Genomic DNA, 17,777 nt, shown 5'->3' with positions numbered 1-17,777 from the left:
GTCGGGGTTTTTGGGCCGGGTTCGGATCGCTAGCGACCTATAGCGGATCGTCTGGCGGGTTAATGCCAGCTTCACAGCTCATTTCGTTACGGCCGTTCCTCCGACCCGCGTCAGCCCTGTTGTCGCGCTGTCCTCTCGCTGAGACACGCGCCGAGCGGGATGCGTGGAAGGAGGAAGCTCGGTTTTCGGGGCGCACGCTCCGGACAGCGTGACAACAGGGCTGACGCGGGTCGGAGGAACGGCCGTAACGAAATGAGCTGTGAAGCTGGCATTAACCCGCCAGACGATCCGCTATAGGTCGCTGCGATCCTGACCCGGCCCAAAAACCCGGAGCACGGTCACTGTGCCCCAGCTCCCAGTATTGCTGGGCGCGAAGGTGTACAGGATGCGGTAACCGCGCACCGGCCTCTCGCGCACGCCAGGATGATCTCCGATTGGCCACATGAGCGGGCTGAATTGGAGGTCAGTGATCGCCCTACGGATGAGCTTGAGCCGCTGCGAGGCCGTTTGGCCCGAGCCAGGCTGGCGCAGCCAGCGGGCAGCGCTCGCGATGTCGTCGGCCGCTGGCCGCGAGACAATGAGAGCGTGAGGCATGAGGGACTGAGCAGTGCGGGTCGGCTACGCGGAGGGCTCGATCGGCCGCTTGGCGACTTCACTGGCCTCGGCCGGCTCGATCTCGGCTTCGAGGGCGTCGAACCACGTCTCCAGAGCATTACCGGTCAAAATGTCACCAGCCTCAACAGCGGCAAGGCCGACCGCGAGCATGGCACGTTCCTTATCCAGGCGCGTCGCCCGGTGCTCGGCCGTCTCAACGGGCCGAGGCGCAGGCGTTTGGTGAAAGTCCACCGTGGTCATGACACCAAGATAGCGCCGGGCAGGCGAGAAGGGTAGGGCGCGGAGATTGCGGCCAAACCCATAGTACTGCTGTGTCACAAAATTTTCTATGTTCTTGATATTGCTCGCTCTTTCTCGGCGCAGGAGCGGGAGAAAAATGCAGATTCTGCAATGTGTTACGGGCTTCGTGACACAGTCGTAATAGCTCTCCGCCATTGCCGTGGCGGTGTGCGACCTGTCAGGCCGCCGATTTCGAGGCGGCGAGCACCCGGTGCACGGACCCCTTGCCGATCCCGAGCTTAGCCACAATGGCATTCATGCTGAGGCCCTGTTCCGACAAGGCTTGGATCTCCTCCGCCCGGGCGCGAGCTGTGGGCTTGCGGCCTTTGTACCGGCCCTCGCCCTTGGCTTTGGCGATTCCTTCACGCTGGCGCTCCAGCATCATCTCCCGCTCGAACTGCGCTACACCGCCGAGAACGTTGAGCATCAGCTTGCCCGTAGGGGTCGCTGTGTCCACGCCGAGGTTGAGGATGCGCAGGGCCACGCCCTTGCCCTCCAGCATCTCGATGATCCTGCCGAGGTGGGTCACGGAGCGGGCGAGGCGGTCGAGCTTCGTCACCACGAGGGTGTCACCTTCTCGGGCGAAATTCACGGCCGCTTCGAGCTGTTGGCGCGGCGCGACCGAGGACACCTGCTCCTGGTAGACCCTCTGGCACCCGAGGGCCCTGAGGTCGCGCACCTGCGCCTCCAGGCCGGCATCCTGCTCCAGGGTCGAGGTGCGGGCGTATCCGACGAGCATGGGGGCAATCCGGTCCGTTTCGGTCCAATAGGTTCTGAGACATAAAGACCTAATCCGGTCCAAAAGTCAAAGACTATTTATGTGGACCGGGTTTTGGCGAGGATTGGACCGGTCCGCTAGAGCAAGCCCTATTGAAACGAGCGAAGGCAAACCTTGACCTTGGTGTAGGCTCCAACGGGTAACAGTCTCAAGCCGTGCTCGGCCGGCGCCGAGAACTGGCGTCAGCCGACACCGGCAGCTTTCGAACTCACCCTGATCAAGGTGCTACGGACTGCCTGATGCAACTGACCTCGACCCTGACCTGTCCACATTGCGGGCATCGCGCGTCGGAGACGATGCCCACCGATACCTGTCAGTTCTTCTATGAATGCACCGGTTGCGGCACGCTGCTCCGACCTGAGGCCGGAGACTGTTGCGTCTTCTGTTCCTACGGCGACGTACCCTGCCCGCCGATCCAAGAGGCCGAGCAGACCGGGCGACCTGCAAGCTGCTGCAGCGGCTCCTGACACGTCTCACGATGAAGAGCGTTAACCCAGACTCAGCCAAAGGAGGAGTCCATGGCCCCTACTACACTGGTGCGCGTGACCACTCTCACCGCCATTCTCGCTGCCGGCGCAATCTCCATCGCAAGCGCCCAGACATCAACGGCTCCGATGAGCACGTCGGGCCAAAGCGCCCAGCCTACTCAACCGGGGATGCCGGGAATAATGAGCGGCATGGGAGGGGTGGGCCAGGGCGGCATGTGTGGAATGATGGGCCACATGATGGGCGGGATGAAGCAGGGGATGATGGATGGCGGCCTCAGGATGAGGATGATGTTCGCTATCGCCGATACGAATGGTGACGGATCGCTCTCGTTCGAGGAGGTGACGGCCATTCATAAGCGCATCTTCGATGCAGCCGACGCCAACAAAGATGGCAAGGTGACCCCTGAAGAGCTTCAGAGATTCCTTCAAGGACAATAGTTGAAGCGCAGATCAACGCCCGCAGCCGCCTCCCGGCCGGGGCGGAACGGAAACCGATCCCATGATGCACGACATGATGGACAGCATGGGCGGGATGATGTGGGGCATGGGCCTAATCGGCCTCGTGTTCCTAGTGCTGGTGGTCCTCGCGATAGCTGCCCTGGCGAAATACGTCTTCTTTCGATGAGCGCTCCACCCACACGTTGTCTCTACTGCTCGATCATGCGGGCAATGGCGCCCACCCCGATCAGCCTCATGCTGGCCAGTATCTGTCTGCCCGATGGAGGCTCCATAACGCCCAATCAGCGCGCGACACGTCCCCTTTCCCCTCTCCGCGTGTCAGGGTGCTGGCGTCCTAACGGTTTTCATGGAGCCCGCCGGCAAATCTCCCACGAATATACTCACGCGACAGCCTCATCGTGACCTGTGCGAACAGGCTCCGCGGGCGTGATCTTCACGCGGTTCGGGCGGGCGCCAGCCCTCTTGATCGCGGCCGAGGCGCGCCTGAGCTTTACCGTGGATCCGTCCGGGAACACGGCCTGCAGCTCCAGGGTGCCCCCGAGAGCTTTCACGTAGGCGGCAAGCGTTGAGAGTTTCGGATCGTTTCGATCCTCCAGCCGGCTCACGTTCTCCTGCGCGACATCGAGCGACTTCGCGAGCTTCTCCTGGGTGACGCCGAGCGCATTGCGAAGCTCCCGCAGGGTCGCCTGCTCCAGGAGGATTTGCTCGGTCTTCTGCTTGATGCGCTGCTGCCGCTCCGGCGGGAGCTTTGCCATCACTTCATCGAGGCTGACCGTCCGATACCCGCTCATTCCTTCGCCTCCTGGGCTTTGAGATGCTCGTCGAACCGCTCGTCCGCTCGGGCGATCAGCACCCGATAGAAGCGCTTCTGAGCGACGCCGGCCTTATTCCCGCCGACCAGGAGCACCGCGTGGCGCTCGACATCGAATGCGAAGGCCACGCGCCATACGCCGCCCGCCGCCCTGAACCGGCCCTCTTTCATGTTCGGGTGCTTCGACCCATTCAGAGTATCGACACGCGGCCGACCCATCTGAGGACCGCCTTCAGCGATGGCCCCGGCAAGAGCGAGAACCTCGTCCTGCACCTCGTCGGAGAGGTCTTTGAACTCCACGGCGAAGGCCGGATGGAAATCGACCTTCCACCTCGTCACAGAAAAATGCGCTCCAACGCATATGGTTGCAAGCGCATATCATGCCGCGCGACGAGCCGGAAAGATGTCGCCGTGGACATCCCCCCGAGTGCTCGCTACGCTCTTACGCCCGCCGGGCCACCCGCTCCGGCAACACTGCAATGATAATGCCGGCGGCGCCGAGAATGCCGGCGATGGCAATACTATGACACGCCGGACGCTGTCCTTGATGCAAGACGGGGCGTGGCTCGCCCGCTGCCGCTCCGACGCGATCAGGTCGACGATCTGGCGGCGTCGCGTGACCAGATCGGCCAAGGCCTGGGTCTCGGCATCATGAAGCGTTTGCGAGGCATGACATCCACCCTCCGTCAGGGTTCAGGATGCCCGAAAAACTTGCGCTCAGCTCAGACCAGTTGGACACCTCCAAAAACTCCTTTCGGCCCCAACTCGAGTCCAATCGGATCAAGGGCTTAGCGACCGCTGCGACCACGATTTCGGAGGTTTTTGGAGGTGTCCAGTTTGCTGGGTCAGGATCAAACCTCGACCCAGGAACATGACGTCTAGAACCACGACCTTAGGCCGACCAGATACTTGAATGAGCCGACATCCTCGCCACTGGCCCGCGCATAGCCGGCAGTGTTGCCGACCTTGCGCTCGTACTCGATCCCAACATAAGGGGCGAATTCCGGTATGAACTCATAACGGAGGCGAAGCCCCGCCTCGACCGTCGACAATCCGGCACCGACGCCGAGCTCGCGGATGTTCTGGGCGGAGAGATTAAGCTCGACGCGAGGTTGAAGGATCAATCTCTGCGTGATCAGCAGGTCATACTCGGCCTCTAAGCGACTCCTCAGCTCGCCTTTATTGGACAAGAAGAGGCTTGCCTCCACATTGTACGAATACGGCATGAGCGCCTGCAACGCGATGACAGCATCAGTACGCTGCGGGCCGGGTCCGAAATTGACCCTGCCACCCGCCTGGAGATCGAAGTACGGTGAAATGGCGCGGCTCCAAAGCACCTGCAGATCCCCCTCTTCCACCCTCCCACGGTAAGTGCCGTTACCTTCGGATTTGAGCCATAGCTTGTTAATGTCGCTGCCATACCAAGCCTGAGCATCCCACTTGTAGCCGTTCCCGCCCTCCTGAAACTGCGTTTCCAGCCGATCGATGAGGACCCTGTATGCTCTGAGGTCACCCTGTTCGGCCCGCAGTTCCTCGCGTGCAGTCGCCATGTCGGACGGGTTGTAAACCAGGTCGGCGGCATGCGCCGGCCCCGAAAGCGCAGCGGGAGGCGGGGGAGGGTTGGGCATCTCCCGCTGGGCCTCTATACCTCCCATCCCATCCATGGTTCCTGCGTTGTGCGAAGCCAGAGGGCCGGCGGGTGATGGTGCAGCCCGTTTAGCACCCACGCGGCGAGGCAGCGAGGAAGTGGTACCCCGCATCGCACCCATATCGTGGTCCCCATTCATGCCCGCCTGCGCAGGTGCGGATGTGCGTGGCGGAGCCACTTCCGTCGTCGACCCGGCCCCCATTCCAGGCATCTGCATGGAAGGGTCCATCTGCTGAGCGACGGCAAGGACGGGGAGTACCGTCGTCGCCAGCAACGCGATACGGAACGCGGTCATGCGGGTTCTCGGTCGAGAGGGCGGACAGTGACGACGTTGAACATTCCCGCATGCATGTGGAGCAGAAGATGGCAGTGAAAGGCCCAGTCCCCAGGATTGTTAGCGGTGATGTCAAAGGTCACTTTGCTTCCCGGCAGCACGTTGATGGTGTGCTTCAACGGATGGTGCCCGGGATGTCCGTTGACCAATTCCATGAAGTGCCCGTGGATATGCATCGGGTGCTGCATCATGCTGTTGTTGACCATGGTCACGCGCACCCGCTCGTTGCGGGCGAAGCGGATGGGCTCGACTCCGTCGCTGAACTTCCGTCCGTCAAATGACCACATGAAGCGATACATGTTGCCGGTCAGATTGATCTCGAGCGTCCGCGATGGGCGGCGCCTGTCCGGGTTGGGTTTGAGGGCGATAAGGTCTCGGTAGGTCAGAACCTTGTGGCCCGCATTCTCCAACCCCAGACCCGGATTGCCGGTGCGGTCCTGCGGTTCAGGCGCGACCATGTCCACGCCGACTCCGACGTCCACGTTCGGAGGAACGTTGGCGGGGTTGCGCATGTCCATATCCATGTTCATGCTGCCCATGGAGCCACCGCCCGGCATCGCCCCGTGGCCCATGCCAGCCATGGAGCCCCCGCCCTTCATCGCCCCACCGCGTGCCTTGGCCGCGTGGCCCATTCCGGCCATGGAGCCGCCAGCCATCGATCCGTGGTCCATGCCGGACATTCCGCCGGAACCCATGCTGCCCATGCCTGCCATACCCATGTCGTCCATGCCGAGAAGAGGCCGAGACCTGAGTGGCGGCACCGGCGCCGACATGCCCAGGCGCGGGGCCAACGTGGCCCTCCCCGTGCCGGATCGGTCAACGGCTTCCGCGACGATGGTGAAAGCTCGATTCTCCGTCGGCTGGACGATCACGTCGTACGTTTCCGCGACCGAGATCTGGAACTCGTCGACCGGAACCGGACGCACGTTCTCTCCATCGGCGTTGACCACGGTCATCCGTAAGCCCGGGATGCGGACGTGAAAGACCGTCATGGCGGACGAATTGATGACGCGCAGCCGGACGCGCTCGCCGGGGCGGAACAGCCCCGTCCAGTTTTCCGCAGGTCCATGCCCGTTGATCAGATAGGTATAGATCGCGCCGGTGACATCCGAGATGTCGGTGGGATCCATCCGCATCTTGGCCCATTTCACCCGATCCTCGAGCGACATCTGCTGTGCGGGATCATCGCTGAAGAGGCCTGCAGCAGTGAGGTTATTTCGATTGAAGTGGCCTTGCTCCTGTTTCAGCTGGGTGATGATCCTTTCAGGAGCCATGAAGCTCCAGTCGGACAGGACGAGCACGTGCTCGCGGTCATAGGCGACGGGATCGGGAGTCGCGGGATCGATGATGATCGGCCCGTAAAGGCCGACCTGCTCCTGCAGCCCGGAATGGCTGTGGTACCAGTAGGTGCCGGACTGTTTGATCGGGAGTTCGTAGACGAAGGTCTCGTGGGGGCGGATGCCGGGGAAGCTCACACCCGGAACACCGTCCATTTGGAACGGAATCAAGAAGCCGTGCCAATGGATAGAGGCGACTTCGTCGAGGGTATTTGTGACGGCGATGCGGAAGGTTTCGCCCTCGCGCAAGCGCAGGAGCGGCGCCGGAACCGTTCCGTTGACGGCGATGGCGCGCCCGGTCCGCCCTCCGACCGTGAAGGGCATGTGGCCGATCTCGAGAGCAATGTCTCTACCCGACAGGGTCGGCAGCGTCGGCGGGACGCCGCGGGTTCCGCTGCGCGCCCAAGCCGGAAGCATGGGGCTTAACGCGGCCGCGCTTCCCAGGGCGGCGCCGCGCGCGAGGAGGGCTCGACGGCTGAGCATGGGAACATTCCCTTCGACAATTCTGTTGCTCGCCCGGCTTGGGCTTCCCCGATCGGCAGCGACACCAGAGTCGCCGCATCTGCAAAGAAAGCCGCTCTGCGGCAGGGCTCGCATGACCCACGCATGCCGGTACCCGCAGGGAGTTTGCCGCAATGAGGCGGGATGTCGAAGAGGCAAAATGCCGACCTGAGCTTGAACGGCCTATCTTTTGCGGACTGTTGCCCGCTCGTGACACCCCCTTTGTCGTGCAAGTAGCAGAGGTCGCCCGGCAGCACGAAGGAGACGATCCGGCGATTGCCGCCTAGTAGGGTCTTATAGCGACAGGCGAAGCCGCTCATGACGAGGTAGATGCGGTCCGTGGTGTCACCATCGGTGATGTCGCGCCGAGCCGGAACGGAGCGGCGATTGAAGGTCAAAGTCTGCAGGGCGGTTCGCTCGCCCTCGGACAGATTACCTGCACGCTCAAGTTTTCGCAGGAACGGATCCCCACCCACTGCATTGTCTACTCGCAACCTCAGCAATGTCTGACCATGGTCATAAGCTAGGAATGACTATGGTCACGCACTGGCGTTTGTATCACCGCTCAGCATTGTAGGCGCGTACACCTGGATCGGTTTTGGGTTGTCCATGCGGTATAGGGTATACTATGGAAGCTTGACGGTTGGCTCGCGAGAGAATGCCCGGCTGGGTGCCTCGTTCCAATAGGGCTTGCTCGTGTGGACCCTTCCAAGTCCACTGAAGAGCCGTTCCAAGTGGGTGGTCTCGCGGTCTGGACCGGCAGTTCGTCCCGCGTCTGAAATCTCACAGGAACGATCATGCGCCGGGCGCAAATCTCGCCTTGTCCGTTGGGGCATACCCCTGCGGACAGGTTGAGATTCAGGGCATAGGAAGTAAGCATCCCCCGGCAAAGCCGGGGGCTTTCCGATCTGGGCCGCCCAGGGCGGCTATAGGGATCGCTGACGCGGTCCCAATGGTGGGACCACCGGTCGGTGGGTGTCAGCGCCAGAGGTTCAACTGCTCCAGGCGCTGGTCCTCCTGTTCCTGCTGCTTGATGTAGGCGCGGATCACGGCCTCGTCGCGACCGACGGTCGAGACGAAGTAGCCCCTGGCCCAGAAGTGCTGCCCAACGAAATTGCGCCTGCGCTCGCCATACACCCGTGCGAGATGGATGGCGCTCTTGCCTTTGATGTATCCGATCACCTGAGAGACGGCGTATTTGGGAGGGATGGCGATCATCATGTGCACGTGATCGGCCAGGAGATGCCCCTCCTCGATCCGGCTCTCCTTCTGCTGCGCCAGGGTGCGGAACACCTCGCCGAGATGGGGGCGCAGCGTCCCGTAGAGCGCCTTCCTACGTCCCTTTGGGATGAAGACCACGTGGTATTTGCACGTCCACTTGGTGTGGCTTAAGCTCTCGAACTCGTCCATCGTTGAACATCTTCCCGTGTGCTTGGCGGCTCACGGAGAGATGTTCTTCGATGGACACTGCCGAAAACGTCAAACGCCTACTGCCTCCCCGGCAAAGCCGGGGGAACTCCCTGTGGGATTAGAACTTACGAGACTAAGTGCCCGCGCGTCCGCTTGGTCCGATCTGAACGCTTGCTGGTGCCCGCCGAGCATCGCACGATCTGCCTGCGCCCCACCTGCGCGAACCTGGGGTGGCAGTCACCGGCCCGGCACGTCACCTTCCCCCGACGATGCCGCGGCCGGTGACCCACTCCATACTGGGACTTATGCGAAAGAGATCAGGCGCATTATTCGAACGCCGCGGCCTCGCGCGTGGACATGGACGTCGCTTGAAAGCCTTGGGCGGATCGTGTTCCTGGCCACCCATGATCCGATCCGAGCTCGTCACCCGCCTCGCGGCGCAGAACCCGCACCTCTACGAGAAGGACTGCGAGGCTGTGGTGAGCGCGGTCCTCGCCAGGATCGAGGATGCGCTGGTGGCCGGCGACAGGGTGGAGATCCGCGGCTTCGGAGCTTTCTCCACCAAGGACATCCGAGCGCGCCAAGGCCGCAACCCGCGGACGGGCGAAAGCGTGCTCGTGGCGGAAAAGAAGGCTGTCCAATTCAGGCCCGGCAAGGGGATGCGGCAGCGACTGAAGGCCATGACGCCCGACGCCCTGCCCGCGTCGCGCCGGGTCGGCTGAGCCTGTCGCGAACGATTGGGGTCGCCTACATCGCCAAGCGCCTGTTCCCCGGTTCGCCCTCCGGCGGCTTGCGGGCGCCACTCGCAGCCCACAGCATCACCGTGCGCCCTATCGCGAGTAGGGTGGCAGGCGCCGGCCGCGCCCGTGTTTCTTCCCAGGTCACGGTGTTGCGGTCGGTGCCCCTTCCGCACCCCTTCCAGCGGGCGTCACTCCGCCGCCTCCAGGCGCTTCGCCATGGCCTGCACCACCGTCGGCGGAGGCCGCGCGACCGAACTCAGCGAGCCACAGCATCACCACAGCAAAAGCCCAGCATAATGGGAGGACCACACCATATGCACTGAAGCTGCCGTACCCGGGCGCAGAGCTGGGTAGCCCGAAATGGACCAGCCCAGCCCCAGACTCAGGCCGCCATCTTCCGACAGCTCTCGGCGCACCGGCGGCATTGCTCGATGCATTGCTGCATGTTGCCCACGCTCTCGCACGACCTTGCGCAATCCTCGCAGACATCGGCGCACTCACGGCAGACATGCTTATGATGCTCGGTGCCGAGCAGCATGACATGCGCCGACGTCCGGCAGATTTCGGCACAGGACAGCATCAGCCGGAAATGCCCGGGCTCAACGTGCTTGCCGCCGGCCGGCAGACACTGGTTCGAGGCCATGCTCAGGCAGGTCTGGTAGCAGCGCAGGCACTCATCGATGCACGCCTGCATCTCGCTCGACATCTGATGCATGGGAAACTCCTTGTGGCTGAATAATCCTCGGGGAGGCACACGACCTCAGGCCCGTGAGCAGATTTACGGACGCGGTAGGGGGAATGATCGCCGCGGAGTTTTGTTTCGCGAAGGCTCGAGTCACCGCCTCCGGCTGAGGGTCCGACACAGCCGGCGCTCAGGATCGCGGTAATCAGGATCGCGAGGAAGGCGGGCCAAGGCAGCCTCCTCACGGTGACTGCGAACGACCGGCACCCTCACCGGAGCGCGCCTGGCTTCACCGTGACGGTACAGCGCTGCTCTCGTCCCGAGGTCCGCGCCGCCTCGTAGCAGCTCCTGAGCTCAGGTCCGGCTGCCTCCGACCGCCGCCAGCCCTCCGCCAAGCCATCCCACCACCCGGCATTCGCCCGCATCATCAACCCCATGCCGGCCTCCCAGGGCGCCTGCCCGAGAACCGCCGCCGCGATCCGGTCGGAGAAGCCGGACGGCAGGACACGGGCAAGCGGCCACCAGAGAAGCGGCAGCAGGATCAAGCCCGCCAGCACCCCGACTGCCCCGGCCTGCATCAGCCGGGTCCGCTGCGCCCGGCGTGTCCGGGCCGAGCCCAGCATCGCGGCCAGGTCCTGGCTGGCGTCGCTGATCGCCGCAGCCGCGCACTCGGCGTTGCGTAAGGCGGGCCGGGTGGCGCTCTCCGCCGCGCGCTCGATCCGGGCCGCCACGCTCTCCGGCGTCATCTGCAGGGCCGGGTGCCGCTCCAGCCGGGCCAGGATGCTGCCGATCTCCACCTGCGCCTTCGCGATCCGGCCCAGGCTCAGGCTGTAATCCGGCGCCCGGCCCTCCCGGATGGCGGGCTCCAGCGCCTGGATCGCGCGGCGTAGATCCGCGACCTCGGCCCGCAGGTCCTCGAACGCCCGCGCGGCCTCGTCGGACCCGTCCTCCGGCTCGGGGGCGCCTGGGCTCATGCTGCCTCCACGCTCTACCGGCTGAAGCCCGGGCTCGGCCCGCTCCGCTCCACCGCGCGCGCGGAGCGCCCGTCGAGAGCCCGCGCCAGACCGGAGCCGGGTTGGAGGCCGAGGTCGCGGGCTTGGCGCTTCAGCACCGCCGCAGCCTGGCCGTCGCGCCGGATCTCACCCGCCAGCGCCTGCAGCGCCGCCCGCGCGGCGACCGCCTCCGGCCCCTGGCGCGCGGCCGCAGAGACCTGCTCCAGCTGAGCCCAGCGCGCGGCGTAACGCTGCGCCCGCAATTCGGGCGAGTGCCGCAGCCGCCGCTCCTCGGCCACCGCCTCCAGCAATGCGGCCCGGCCCTCGGCGGCGCGGGCGGCGAGCTCAGGTCTCCGCGCCAGGGCCGCGCGCAGATCCCGACCGGTCTCGGGATCGAGTGCATCGAGCCGGGCCGCCGCCTCTGCCAGGGCTTTGTCCTGATGCGGCAGCACCGGCAGGTCCGCCCGGCGCATCCGCGCGGCATCCGCGAAGGCCGCCACGTACCCATCCACCGCCCGCGACAGGAAAGCGGCCGGATCCGCCTCCACGCTGGTCGCGTTCAGCATGGGACGAGCCGGTGCCCGCCCGAGCTTGAGCCCCGCGAACCGGCCCAGCCGCGGCGCAGGGGGTTCCGGCCGCAGCTCCGGTTCTGCCGGTCTCTCCACCACGATCGTGGAGGCTGGTACGATCCCGCGCCGCTCCGCGAAGCCGGCTGCGTAGTCCAGTGTCGTCTCCTGAGCCCGCTCCCGGCTCGCCCCTCGCGCGAGCGCTTGGATATCGCCGAAGTCGTCCTGCCCGTAATGCAGCGTCACGGCCTCGCGGTGGCGGGTCAGCCCGACATAGGCCGAATGCCGGTCCATCAGCGGCGAGGCGAGCAGGTGAATCCGGTCCACCGTGACCCCTTGCGCTTTGTGCACGGTCGCCGCGTAGCCATGCTCGACATGAGCATAATCCTTCAGCTCGAAGCCAATCACCCGCCCCTCGGGGCCGTCGAGGCGCACGCTCATGCCGCCGCTCTCGACGCGTTCGACCCAGCCGAGAGAGCCATTCTTCACGCCCAAGGAGCGTTCGTTGCGCAGGAACATCAGTCGGTCGCCCGGCGCGAAGGCGCGCGTGCCCCGCTCGGTCTCGACCGGCGCCTCCACCCCGAGCGCGCCCGCCGCCCGCATCCGCGCACGGGCCAACCTGTTCAGCTCGGCCACGTCCACCCGCGTGCTGGCCAGGATCATGCGGCTCTTCTCCGGTGCCGCTTGCCGCTCGGCATCCCAGGCCGCCACCAGGGCCGCCTGCGCCTCCAAGCGCGTCGCCTGCGCCTGCACCCGACCGGCCGCCACGTAGCGGGCCAGGGCCTCACCCGTGCGCCCCGTCGCCAGCTCCCGCGTCGCCGCCCGCTGCCACGCTTCCTCCTGCCGGCGCACCTGCGTGATCTCGGCCGCCCCGTGCCGCTCCAGCAGTGCCCGGAACGCAGCGCCGGCCTCGATCGCCTGCAGCTGCTCGGGATCGCCCACCAGCACGATCTTCGCCCCGGCCGTCTGCGCGGCCGAGAGCACCCGCTCCATCTGCCGCGAGCCCACCATCCCGGCCTCGTCGATGACGAGCACGTCGCGGGACGTCAGCGCGTCTCGTCCCTGCCCCCAGGCATGCTCCAGGCTCGCCAGCGTGCGCGAGAGAATGCCCGATCCCGCCTCCAGGTTCTCGGCCGCGATCCCGGAGAGAGCAGCTCCCCGAACCGTGTAGCCGGCCGCCTCCCAGGCCACCCGCGCCGCCGCGAGCATCGTGCTCTTGCCGGTGCCCGCATAGCCGGTGACGAGGGCCAGATCCGCCCCACCCGTCACCGAGCGGAACGCCGCGTCCTGCTCGGCTCCGAGCGAACGCGCCCGCAAGGCGGCCTCCTGAAGGCTTGATCCGATCGCGTGACCCTCCGCCCGGCTCAAGCGCTCGGCCGCCTGCTCCATCCGCGCTTCGATGCCGAGCATCATTCGGGTGGTGAACCGCTCCTGTCCACGCGCGTCTTGCCCGAGCCGCACCAGCTCCGGCGAGGCCTCGACCTTGGCCATGAGGGGCGTGAACTGGGCCTCGCCGTCCGAGTGCCGGTGAATCAATCGGGCCAGATCCTGCCGGGTGAAGGTCGAGGATTGCTGAGTCAGGGCCGTGAGCGCGATCGTGGGATCGGCCGCGATCCGGTCCCCGTTGCGGGCCGCAATCGCCCGATGTTCGTCGGCCCGCTCGGCGTCCTCATCGCGGGCCTCCCGCCGCGCCCCGGCCGGGCCGATCTTGTGCTGCGGCTCCAGGGCCAAACCCTGATCCGCCAGGCTGCGATGATCGATGCGCACGTCGTGCCCGAGCTCGGCCAGCCGCGTGTTGACGTGCCCGGCCCAGCGTTCGCGCCAGCCGACCAACTCCTCCCGCGCGTTCCAGGATCGCTCTTTGGCACCGAAGCCCTCCGGGCCGACCGCGCGAAGCGTCAGCAACACGTGGGCGTGGGGCTTGTAGGAGCCGTCTGCCGCCTGATCCCAATGCAGGTTGAGATCCGCCACCATGCCGCGGCTGACGAACGTCGCCTGCACGAAGTCGCGCGCGAGCGCGATGCCCTCAGCCCGGCTCAACTCGCGCGGCAGCGCGAACTCCACTTCGCGGGCGAGCTGTGCGTCCTTGCGCTTCTCGCTCGCCTCCACCGCGTTCCAGAGCGTTGCACGATCGGACAGACGTTCGGGCGCGCCTTGCGGCAGCAGGATCTCGGAATGCACCACCCCGCCCTTGGCGCGGAAGTCGTGGCGCTGCTCGGCGCGTTCGTCGTGCAGCTCGGACGCGGACCGGTACGCCGCCGCCGCGACGGCACTGCGCCCGGCCGAACGCGAGATCAGCTTGGCCGAGAAGTGATAGATCGCCAACGCAGGAATTCGCAGGAGAGGGACGCTGGCCAGAGCTTAGCCGTTTCGGATCCCCCGCACCAGTCGGCGCACCCTGCCCCGAGCGCTAGTCGCGCAGCGACGTATAAGCGCGCATTTCCACCGCTTCGCGCCGGACCTGACAGACACAGCCCGCCTGCGAGAGCAGTGCACTCGGCAGATTGGCAGGGCGCCTGTTTTAAGGCTAAGCTTGCCTCACTTAAGGGGAAGGCGACCATGCTGGAGGAGGACCATCCGAAGCTGCTGCGCCTGCACGAGCGCCAGCGCCTGGCTCGCTGCGCCTTGCTCGAAGCTTATGAGCGCCGAGATACGCTGACCGGCACGCTCGCCGCTGCCACGGTGCGGGGTGTGGAGCACCAGGACCTTCAGACCGCCACGACGGCAGCAGAGAATGCCGTGCGCAACGCCGAGACGGATCTCAAGGATGCCGAATACGCCCTCGCCAGCACCATCGAGGCGCTCGCCTCCGCCGCCCTGCGCCACGCAGGCGAATCATGAGCGAACCTGAAGCGTTCGAACCGCGACTGCCGGGCCGGGCCGCGCGCCTCATCGTATGGGCGTCGCTGATCGTTCTCCTGCTCAGCATCAGCCTGCTGGGCAGCAAGGCGACCGCCTGGGCTGGCGACCACGCGACCGCGATGGGGATGTGGGCCGAGATGCGGGTTTGCATCCTTCTGATCGCGGCTTCACTGGTCGCGTTCCTGGCCGTCGCCTGTCAGGCCGCCTTTCTCCGCATCTGGAACCAGCCCTGAGGAGCCGTCATGCGCAAGCCGCGCGACTTCGACACCGAGCTCAAGACCCTGCAGGAGCGCCAGAAGCAGTTGCGAGCCAGGCGCACCCAGCAGCTCGGTGAACTCGTCGTCGCAACCGGGGCCGACAGCCTCGAAGCCGAGACGCTCGCCGGCGCGCTCCTGGAGATGGTCGAGCGGGTGACCGGCGCGCCTCAGTTGAAGGAGGGCTGGAGCCGCAAGGGCGCCGGCTTCTTTCGCCGCGAGAGACGGGCGCGGCCGAACGGCGGCAGCGCTGCTGCTGCCGGAGTTGCGGTCGAGCATGACAGCCCTGCGCCGCACGACGGCGGCGCTCCGGCGGCTTGAAGCGGCGCGCGCCCGCATGGACACCCGCGATCAGGCCCTGGCCCGGCGCCAGCGCACGCGCCAGCTGATCGAGCTCGGCGGCCTGGTCGTGAAGAGCGGCCTGGTCGCGCGCGCGGATGATGACCGCGCCGTCATCCTCGGCGCCCTCCTCGAACTCGCCGAGGCGCTCAACGCGCCGGGGCTCGGAACCCTCGCCCGCCGCACTCGCTGGCGGGAGCGTGGGCAGGCTGCGCTGCGTCAAGATCCTGACGCCTGAAGCTGTCGATCTGCTGTCGGTCCGTGCGAATCTCAAATCCGCATGGGCCTGGGGCTGTCGTGAGGGCAACTCTGCTTTCCGGCAGCCTCTTGCAGGGGCTTGGCTTGGCGTTGGCGCTTCCTTCCAACCCGTCTTCCTTGAACCTTGGTATTCGTGGGGGTCAGGGATTTGCCCCCACCCCCTGGCTCCGATGAACGGCGCACGAGCCGCATCCAGGCCTGCCACTCGCGCGACACGACCCGCACGACGTTTGGCAGGTTCCGCCAAGCCGTGGCGCGCCGCTCTTCGACCGTGATCAGACCGAGGTCCCGGGCCCGGCGAAGCGCTCCCTTCACGGTGGACTTCGACACGCCCGCAACGGCCGCGACCTGCTCGTGACAGAGGCGGCAATCCCCCCGTTTCACGGCCTCAGCGCTCACCACGGCGAGCACGGCTTGCTCGGCCAGCGTGAATTGCGCCGAGATTTGGGGTGGCAACCGCCCGGCGGCGGCCCAGCGGCGGCGGCGTTCCAGGCTGGCATCCGTGCGCGGCCGGGAGCCTACGCGCTTCCTGGGAACCTCAGGCGCGGCCGGGATCATCTTCCGCGCCTCGATTAACCCGGACAGGGCCTCGGCCTCGGCCTCGGTCACTTGGCCAGCCCCATAGGCGCGCCAGAGCAGGGTCAGCACTTCGGGTAGCTTCACACGCGGCGCGGCTTCGGCCGCCAGCCGGATTTCGTCCGCAAACATAGCTCCACATCCCTGGTCGCGAGACCAGCCTCAGGGGCAGCGGACGCATGCCGGCAAAGCTCCGCCGTTGAGGAAAACGGCGGTTTTCCTCTTGCGGATCGGCAGGTTTTCGGGGAGGATCACAACGCCAATTGTTGATCTGTCCCCGGTTGCCTTGCCGGGCATGTGACCCGCCCTCGTGGCGGGTTTCGTGTTTCTGGACCTCGACTCGCCGGACCGTTCGGCTTGACCATTCGTCTCCGCTCAGGCTCCGCCTGTCAAACGATCAGATCGGAAAGCCTCAGGCTGCTGGCGAACCCGTTAACGCCGTCTTAACCATGTATCCCCACGCTACGGGTCACGTCCCGGCGCAGCTCCTGGTTCAGATCCTGGCGCAGATCCGGCGCACGGCCCGGGACTGTCCCCGGCTCTGACCCCGGAGCATGACCCGGATGGATGCGGTCTCCTGGCTCACCTACGACGAGCTTGCCGAACGCCTCGGCATTGAGCGCGAAAGTGCGCGTCAGCACGTGAAGCGGAAGCGTTGGGCAAGGCGTCCGGGCAACGACGGCAAGGTGCGGATTGGTGTTCCGGAGGAATCCCTTAGTGCCAGGTCTGAACCTGGTACTGAAGGTGAGACAGTCCCGGTTCGCGAGCCGGAACAGTCCCAGGAACAGATCCCGGTACCTGACCCGGGAGTGACGGCGGTTCTGACCCGCCACATCGAGCGGCTTGAGGCGCAGCTCGAAGAGGCCCTGAGCCGGGCCTCCGAGCACGATGCGATCGCGACTCACCGGGACATCCTGTCGACGCAACTCGATGCCCTGCGGGCCGCCCTCGATGCGGCCGAGCGCGACCGGGACCGCTGGCACGAGGCAGCGACGCGGGTGCCTGAGCCTGCTACTCACCAGCCATGGTGGCGTCGCTTGGCAGGCTGAGAGTTTGGTATGAGCGACGCGGCCGGTGTGATTCTCGCTCTCGCGGCCGAGAACATGGATCTCCGGCAGCAGCTCGCACACGCGCAGGATCTCTTGGTAGAGAGCATCGTGTTGGTTGTTCGCCCATTTACGGTTGGCAGGACCGGGCCGTGAACGGGACATGCTTTTCTGATGGGCGCAACGGTCGGCTACGCCGGTCGGGCGACGCCCGCCAAGGCCATTTCGCGGTAGACGGTCGCGCGTCCGAGCCCGACCTGGCGAGCCGCCTCGGTCGGTGAGAGGCCGGCCTGGACGAGCTTCAGGGCGGCGCCGACCTTGTCGGGATCGATCGGCTGCCGACCCGGGCGCCGACCCTTGGCCCGGGCCGCCGCGATGCCGTCCTTGGTGCGCTCGGCGATGAGCCGCCGCTCGAAGTGCGCGATGGCGCCGAACACGTGGAAGACCAGCTCGCCGGCGGCCGAGCCGGTGTCGATCTTCTCCTCGAGGCTGAGGAGTGCGATGCCGCGCTCCTTGAGCAGGGTCACGCTCGACAGCAGCTCGGCGAGGGATCGGCCCAGACGATCGAGGCGCACAACAGCCAGGGTGTCCCCTTTTCGAGCATAGGCCAGGAGTTCGCTCAGACCGGGTCGATCCATGGATTTGCCGGACCGCACGTCCGTGAACACCCGGATGGCGCCGGCGTGTTCCAGCCGCAGCCTCTGTCCGGCGACGTCCTGGTCCCCCGTCGACACCCGGGCATAGCCCAGCACATCGCCCATCGACGCCCTCTGCCCGTCCCGCAACCGGTCGTTCTGTGGAC

Annotated in this window: 22 protein-coding genes and 1 pseudogene; 9 read left to right on the top strand and 14 right to left on the bottom strand. The window is 66.0% G+C overall.

Annotated features, from left to right (window positions below; translation table 11 throughout):
- Positions 1 to 291: 291 nt before the first annotated feature.
- The 3 genes from MZTS_RS25670 to MZTS_RS13950 are packed head-to-tail and all read right to left on the bottom strand — an operon-like array spanning position 292 to position 1,633.
- The gene (locus MZTS_RS25670; protein WP_012753471.1) at positions 292 to 594 is read right to left on the bottom strand and encodes a type II toxin-antitoxin system RelE/ParE family toxin; all 303 of its coding nucleotides are present in this window, start codon (positions 592 to 594) and stop codon (positions 292 to 294) included.
- Positions 595 to 618: 24 nt separating this feature from the next.
- The gene (locus MZTS_RS13955) at positions 619 to 1,050 is read right to left on the bottom strand and encodes a hypothetical protein (RefSeq protein ID WP_158022513.1); all 432 of its coding nucleotides are present in this window, start codon (positions 1,048 to 1,050) and stop codon (positions 619 to 621) included.
- Between the two features lie 22 nt (positions 1,051 to 1,072).
- Complete coding sequence (locus MZTS_RS13950) at positions 1,073 to 1,633, bottom strand: recombinase family protein (protein ID WP_043768363.1); 561 nt, start codon at positions 1,631 to 1,633, stop codon at positions 1,073 to 1,075.
- 278 nt (positions 1,634 to 1,911) lie between these two features.
- Between MZTS_RS13950 and MZTS_RS25230 the strand changes: the two genes are divergently transcribed.
- From MZTS_RS25230 to MZTS_RS25485, 3 genes are all read left to right on the top strand, one after another.
- Entirely contained in the window at positions 1,912 to 2,139 is a 228-nt protein-coding gene (locus tag MZTS_RS25230; protein ID WP_082222872.1) for a GDCCVxC domain-containing (seleno)protein, read from the top strand.
- A gap of 51 nt (positions 2,140 to 2,190) precedes the next feature.
- Positions 2,191 to 2,598: an EF-hand domain-containing protein gene (locus tag MZTS_RS13945; protein WP_012753475.1), complete on the top strand. Its 408-nt coding sequence runs from the start codon at positions 2,191 to 2,193 to the stop codon at positions 2,596 to 2,598.
- A gap of 64 nt (positions 2,599 to 2,662) precedes the next feature.
- Entirely contained in the window at positions 2,663 to 2,785 is a 123-nt protein-coding gene (locus MZTS_RS25485; protein WP_281397048.1) for a hypothetical protein, read from the top strand.
- A gap of 214 nt (positions 2,786 to 2,999) precedes the next feature.
- Here the strand turns inward: MZTS_RS25485 and MZTS_RS13940 are convergent, their stop codons facing one another.
- The 6 genes and pseudogenes from MZTS_RS13940 to tnpA all read right to left on the bottom strand — a co-directional run bounded on the left by MZTS_RS13940 (position 3,000) and on the right by tnpA (position 8,660).
- Positions 3,000 to 3,410 carry a helix-turn-helix domain-containing protein gene (locus MZTS_RS13940; protein ID WP_012753477.1) on the bottom strand — a complete coding sequence of 137 codons (411 nt, stop codon included), beginning with the start codon at positions 3,408 to 3,410 and terminating at the stop codon, positions 3,000 to 3,002.
- Positions 3,407 to 3,730 (bottom strand): type II toxin-antitoxin system RelE/ParE family toxin, encoded by a 324-nt coding sequence (locus MZTS_RS13935; RefSeq protein ID WP_343068743.1) that lies wholly within the window; start codon positions 3,728 to 3,730, stop codon positions 3,407 to 3,409. The genes MZTS_RS13940 and MZTS_RS13935 overlap by 4 nt, the downstream gene beginning before the upstream one ends.
- Before the next feature lie 222 nt (positions 3,731 to 3,952).
- Positions 3,953 to 4,081, bottom strand: a pseudogene (locus MZTS_RS13930) (IS110-like element ISMex17 family transposase); the annotation flags it as partial.
- Positions 4,082 to 4,308: 227 nt separating this feature from the next.
- Positions 4,309 to 5,373 carry a copper resistance protein B gene (locus MZTS_RS13925; RefSeq protein ID WP_012753479.1) on the bottom strand — a complete coding sequence of 355 codons (1,065 nt, stop codon included), beginning with the start codon at positions 5,371 to 5,373 and terminating at the stop codon, positions 4,309 to 4,311.
- Positions 5,370 to 7,232: a copper resistance system multicopper oxidase gene (locus MZTS_RS13920; protein ID WP_043768366.1), complete on the bottom strand. Its 1,863-nt coding sequence runs from the start codon at positions 7,230 to 7,232 to the stop codon at positions 5,370 to 5,372. Before MZTS_RS13920 ends, MZTS_RS13925 begins: the two co-directional genes overlap by 4 nt.
- 996 nt (positions 7,233 to 8,228) lie before the next feature.
- A complete protein-coding gene (tnpA, locus tag MZTS_RS13915; RefSeq protein ID WP_043768368.1) occupies positions 8,229 to 8,660 on the bottom strand; it encodes an IS200/IS605-like element ISMex34 family transposase in 432 nt (143 codons plus the stop codon).
- Positions 8,661 to 9,064: 404 nt separating this feature from the next.
- Here tnpA and MZTS_RS13910 point away from each other — a divergent pair, with 404 nt between their 5' ends.
- A complete protein-coding gene (locus MZTS_RS13910) occupies positions 9,065 to 9,382 on the top strand; it encodes an HU family DNA-binding protein (RefSeq protein ID WP_043768370.1) in 318 nt (105 codons plus the stop codon).
- Between the two features lie 400 nt (positions 9,383 to 9,782).
- Here MZTS_RS13910 and MZTS_RS13905 read toward each other — a convergent pair whose 3' ends face one another.
- From MZTS_RS13905 to traA, 3 genes are all read right to left on the bottom strand, one after another.
- Positions 9,783 to 10,115 carry a four-helix bundle copper-binding protein gene (locus MZTS_RS13905; RefSeq protein ID WP_043768371.1) on the bottom strand — a complete coding sequence of 111 codons (333 nt, stop codon included), beginning with the start codon at positions 10,113 to 10,115 and terminating at the stop codon, positions 9,783 to 9,785.
- A gap of 236 nt (positions 10,116 to 10,351) precedes the next feature.
- The gene (locus tag MZTS_RS13900) at positions 10,352 to 11,056 is read right to left on the bottom strand and encodes a DUF6118 family protein (protein WP_012753486.1); all 705 of its coding nucleotides are present in this window, start codon (positions 11,054 to 11,056) and stop codon (positions 10,352 to 10,354) included.
- A 14-nt stretch (positions 11,057 to 11,070) separates the two neighbouring features.
- A complete protein-coding gene (traA, locus tag MZTS_RS13895; RefSeq protein WP_012753487.1) occupies positions 11,071 to 13,965 on the bottom strand; it encodes a Ti-type conjugative transfer relaxase TraA in 2,895 nt (964 codons plus the stop codon).
- Between the two features lie 234 nt (positions 13,966 to 14,199).
- On the opposite strand from traA, the gene MZTS_RS13890 reads away from it, so the two are divergent.
- The 4 genes from MZTS_RS13890 to MZTS_RS13875 are packed head-to-tail and all read left to right on the top strand — an operon-like array spanning position 14,200 to position 15,333.
- Positions 14,200 to 14,481 (top strand): hypothetical protein, encoded by a 282-nt coding sequence (locus MZTS_RS13890; protein ID WP_043768374.1) that lies wholly within the window; start codon positions 14,200 to 14,202, stop codon positions 14,479 to 14,481.
- The gene (locus MZTS_RS13885; protein WP_012753488.1) at positions 14,478 to 14,735 is read left to right on the top strand and encodes a hypothetical protein; all 258 of its coding nucleotides are present in this window, start codon (positions 14,478 to 14,480) and stop codon (positions 14,733 to 14,735) included. The genes MZTS_RS13890 and MZTS_RS13885 overlap by 4 nt, the downstream gene beginning before the upstream one ends.
- A gap of 9 nt (positions 14,736 to 14,744) precedes the next feature.
- Entirely contained in the window at positions 14,745 to 15,077 is a 333-nt protein-coding gene (locus MZTS_RS13880) for a conjugal transfer protein TraD (protein WP_012753489.1), read from the top strand.
- Entirely contained in the window at positions 15,034 to 15,333 is a 300-nt protein-coding gene (locus tag MZTS_RS13875) for a conjugal transfer protein TraD (RefSeq protein ID WP_158022514.1), read from the top strand. The genes MZTS_RS13880 and MZTS_RS13875 overlap by 44 nt, the downstream gene beginning before the upstream one ends.
- A 32-nt stretch (positions 15,334 to 15,365) precedes the next feature.
- On the opposite strand, the gene MZTS_RS25225 is transcribed toward MZTS_RS13875, so the two are convergent.
- Positions 15,366 to 16,061: a hypothetical protein gene (locus MZTS_RS25225; RefSeq protein ID WP_053620630.1), complete on the bottom strand. Its 696-nt coding sequence runs from the start codon at positions 16,059 to 16,061 to the stop codon at positions 15,366 to 15,368.
- Between the two features lie 431 nt (positions 16,062 to 16,492).
- Here MZTS_RS25225 and MZTS_RS13865 point away from each other — a divergent pair, with 431 nt between their 5' ends.
- Positions 16,493 to 16,978 (top strand): hypothetical protein, encoded by a 486-nt coding sequence (locus MZTS_RS13865; protein ID WP_043768348.1) that lies wholly within the window; start codon positions 16,493 to 16,495, stop codon positions 16,976 to 16,978.
- A 188-nt stretch (positions 16,979 to 17,166) separates the two neighbouring features.
- Here the strand turns inward: MZTS_RS13865 and MZTS_RS13860 are convergent.
- Positions 17,167 to 17,777: recombinase family protein (locus MZTS_RS13860; RefSeq protein WP_425492752.1), on the bottom strand; the 611-nt coding region annotated here is incomplete at its 5' end.

This window comes from Methylorubrum zatmanii, from assembly GCF_014845115.1.
Taxonomy (GTDB): Bacteria; Pseudomonadota; Alphaproteobacteria; order Rhizobiales; family Beijerinckiaceae; genus Methylobacterium; species Methylobacterium zatmanii.
This window is presented reverse-complemented; position numbering and strand designations above follow the sequence as displayed.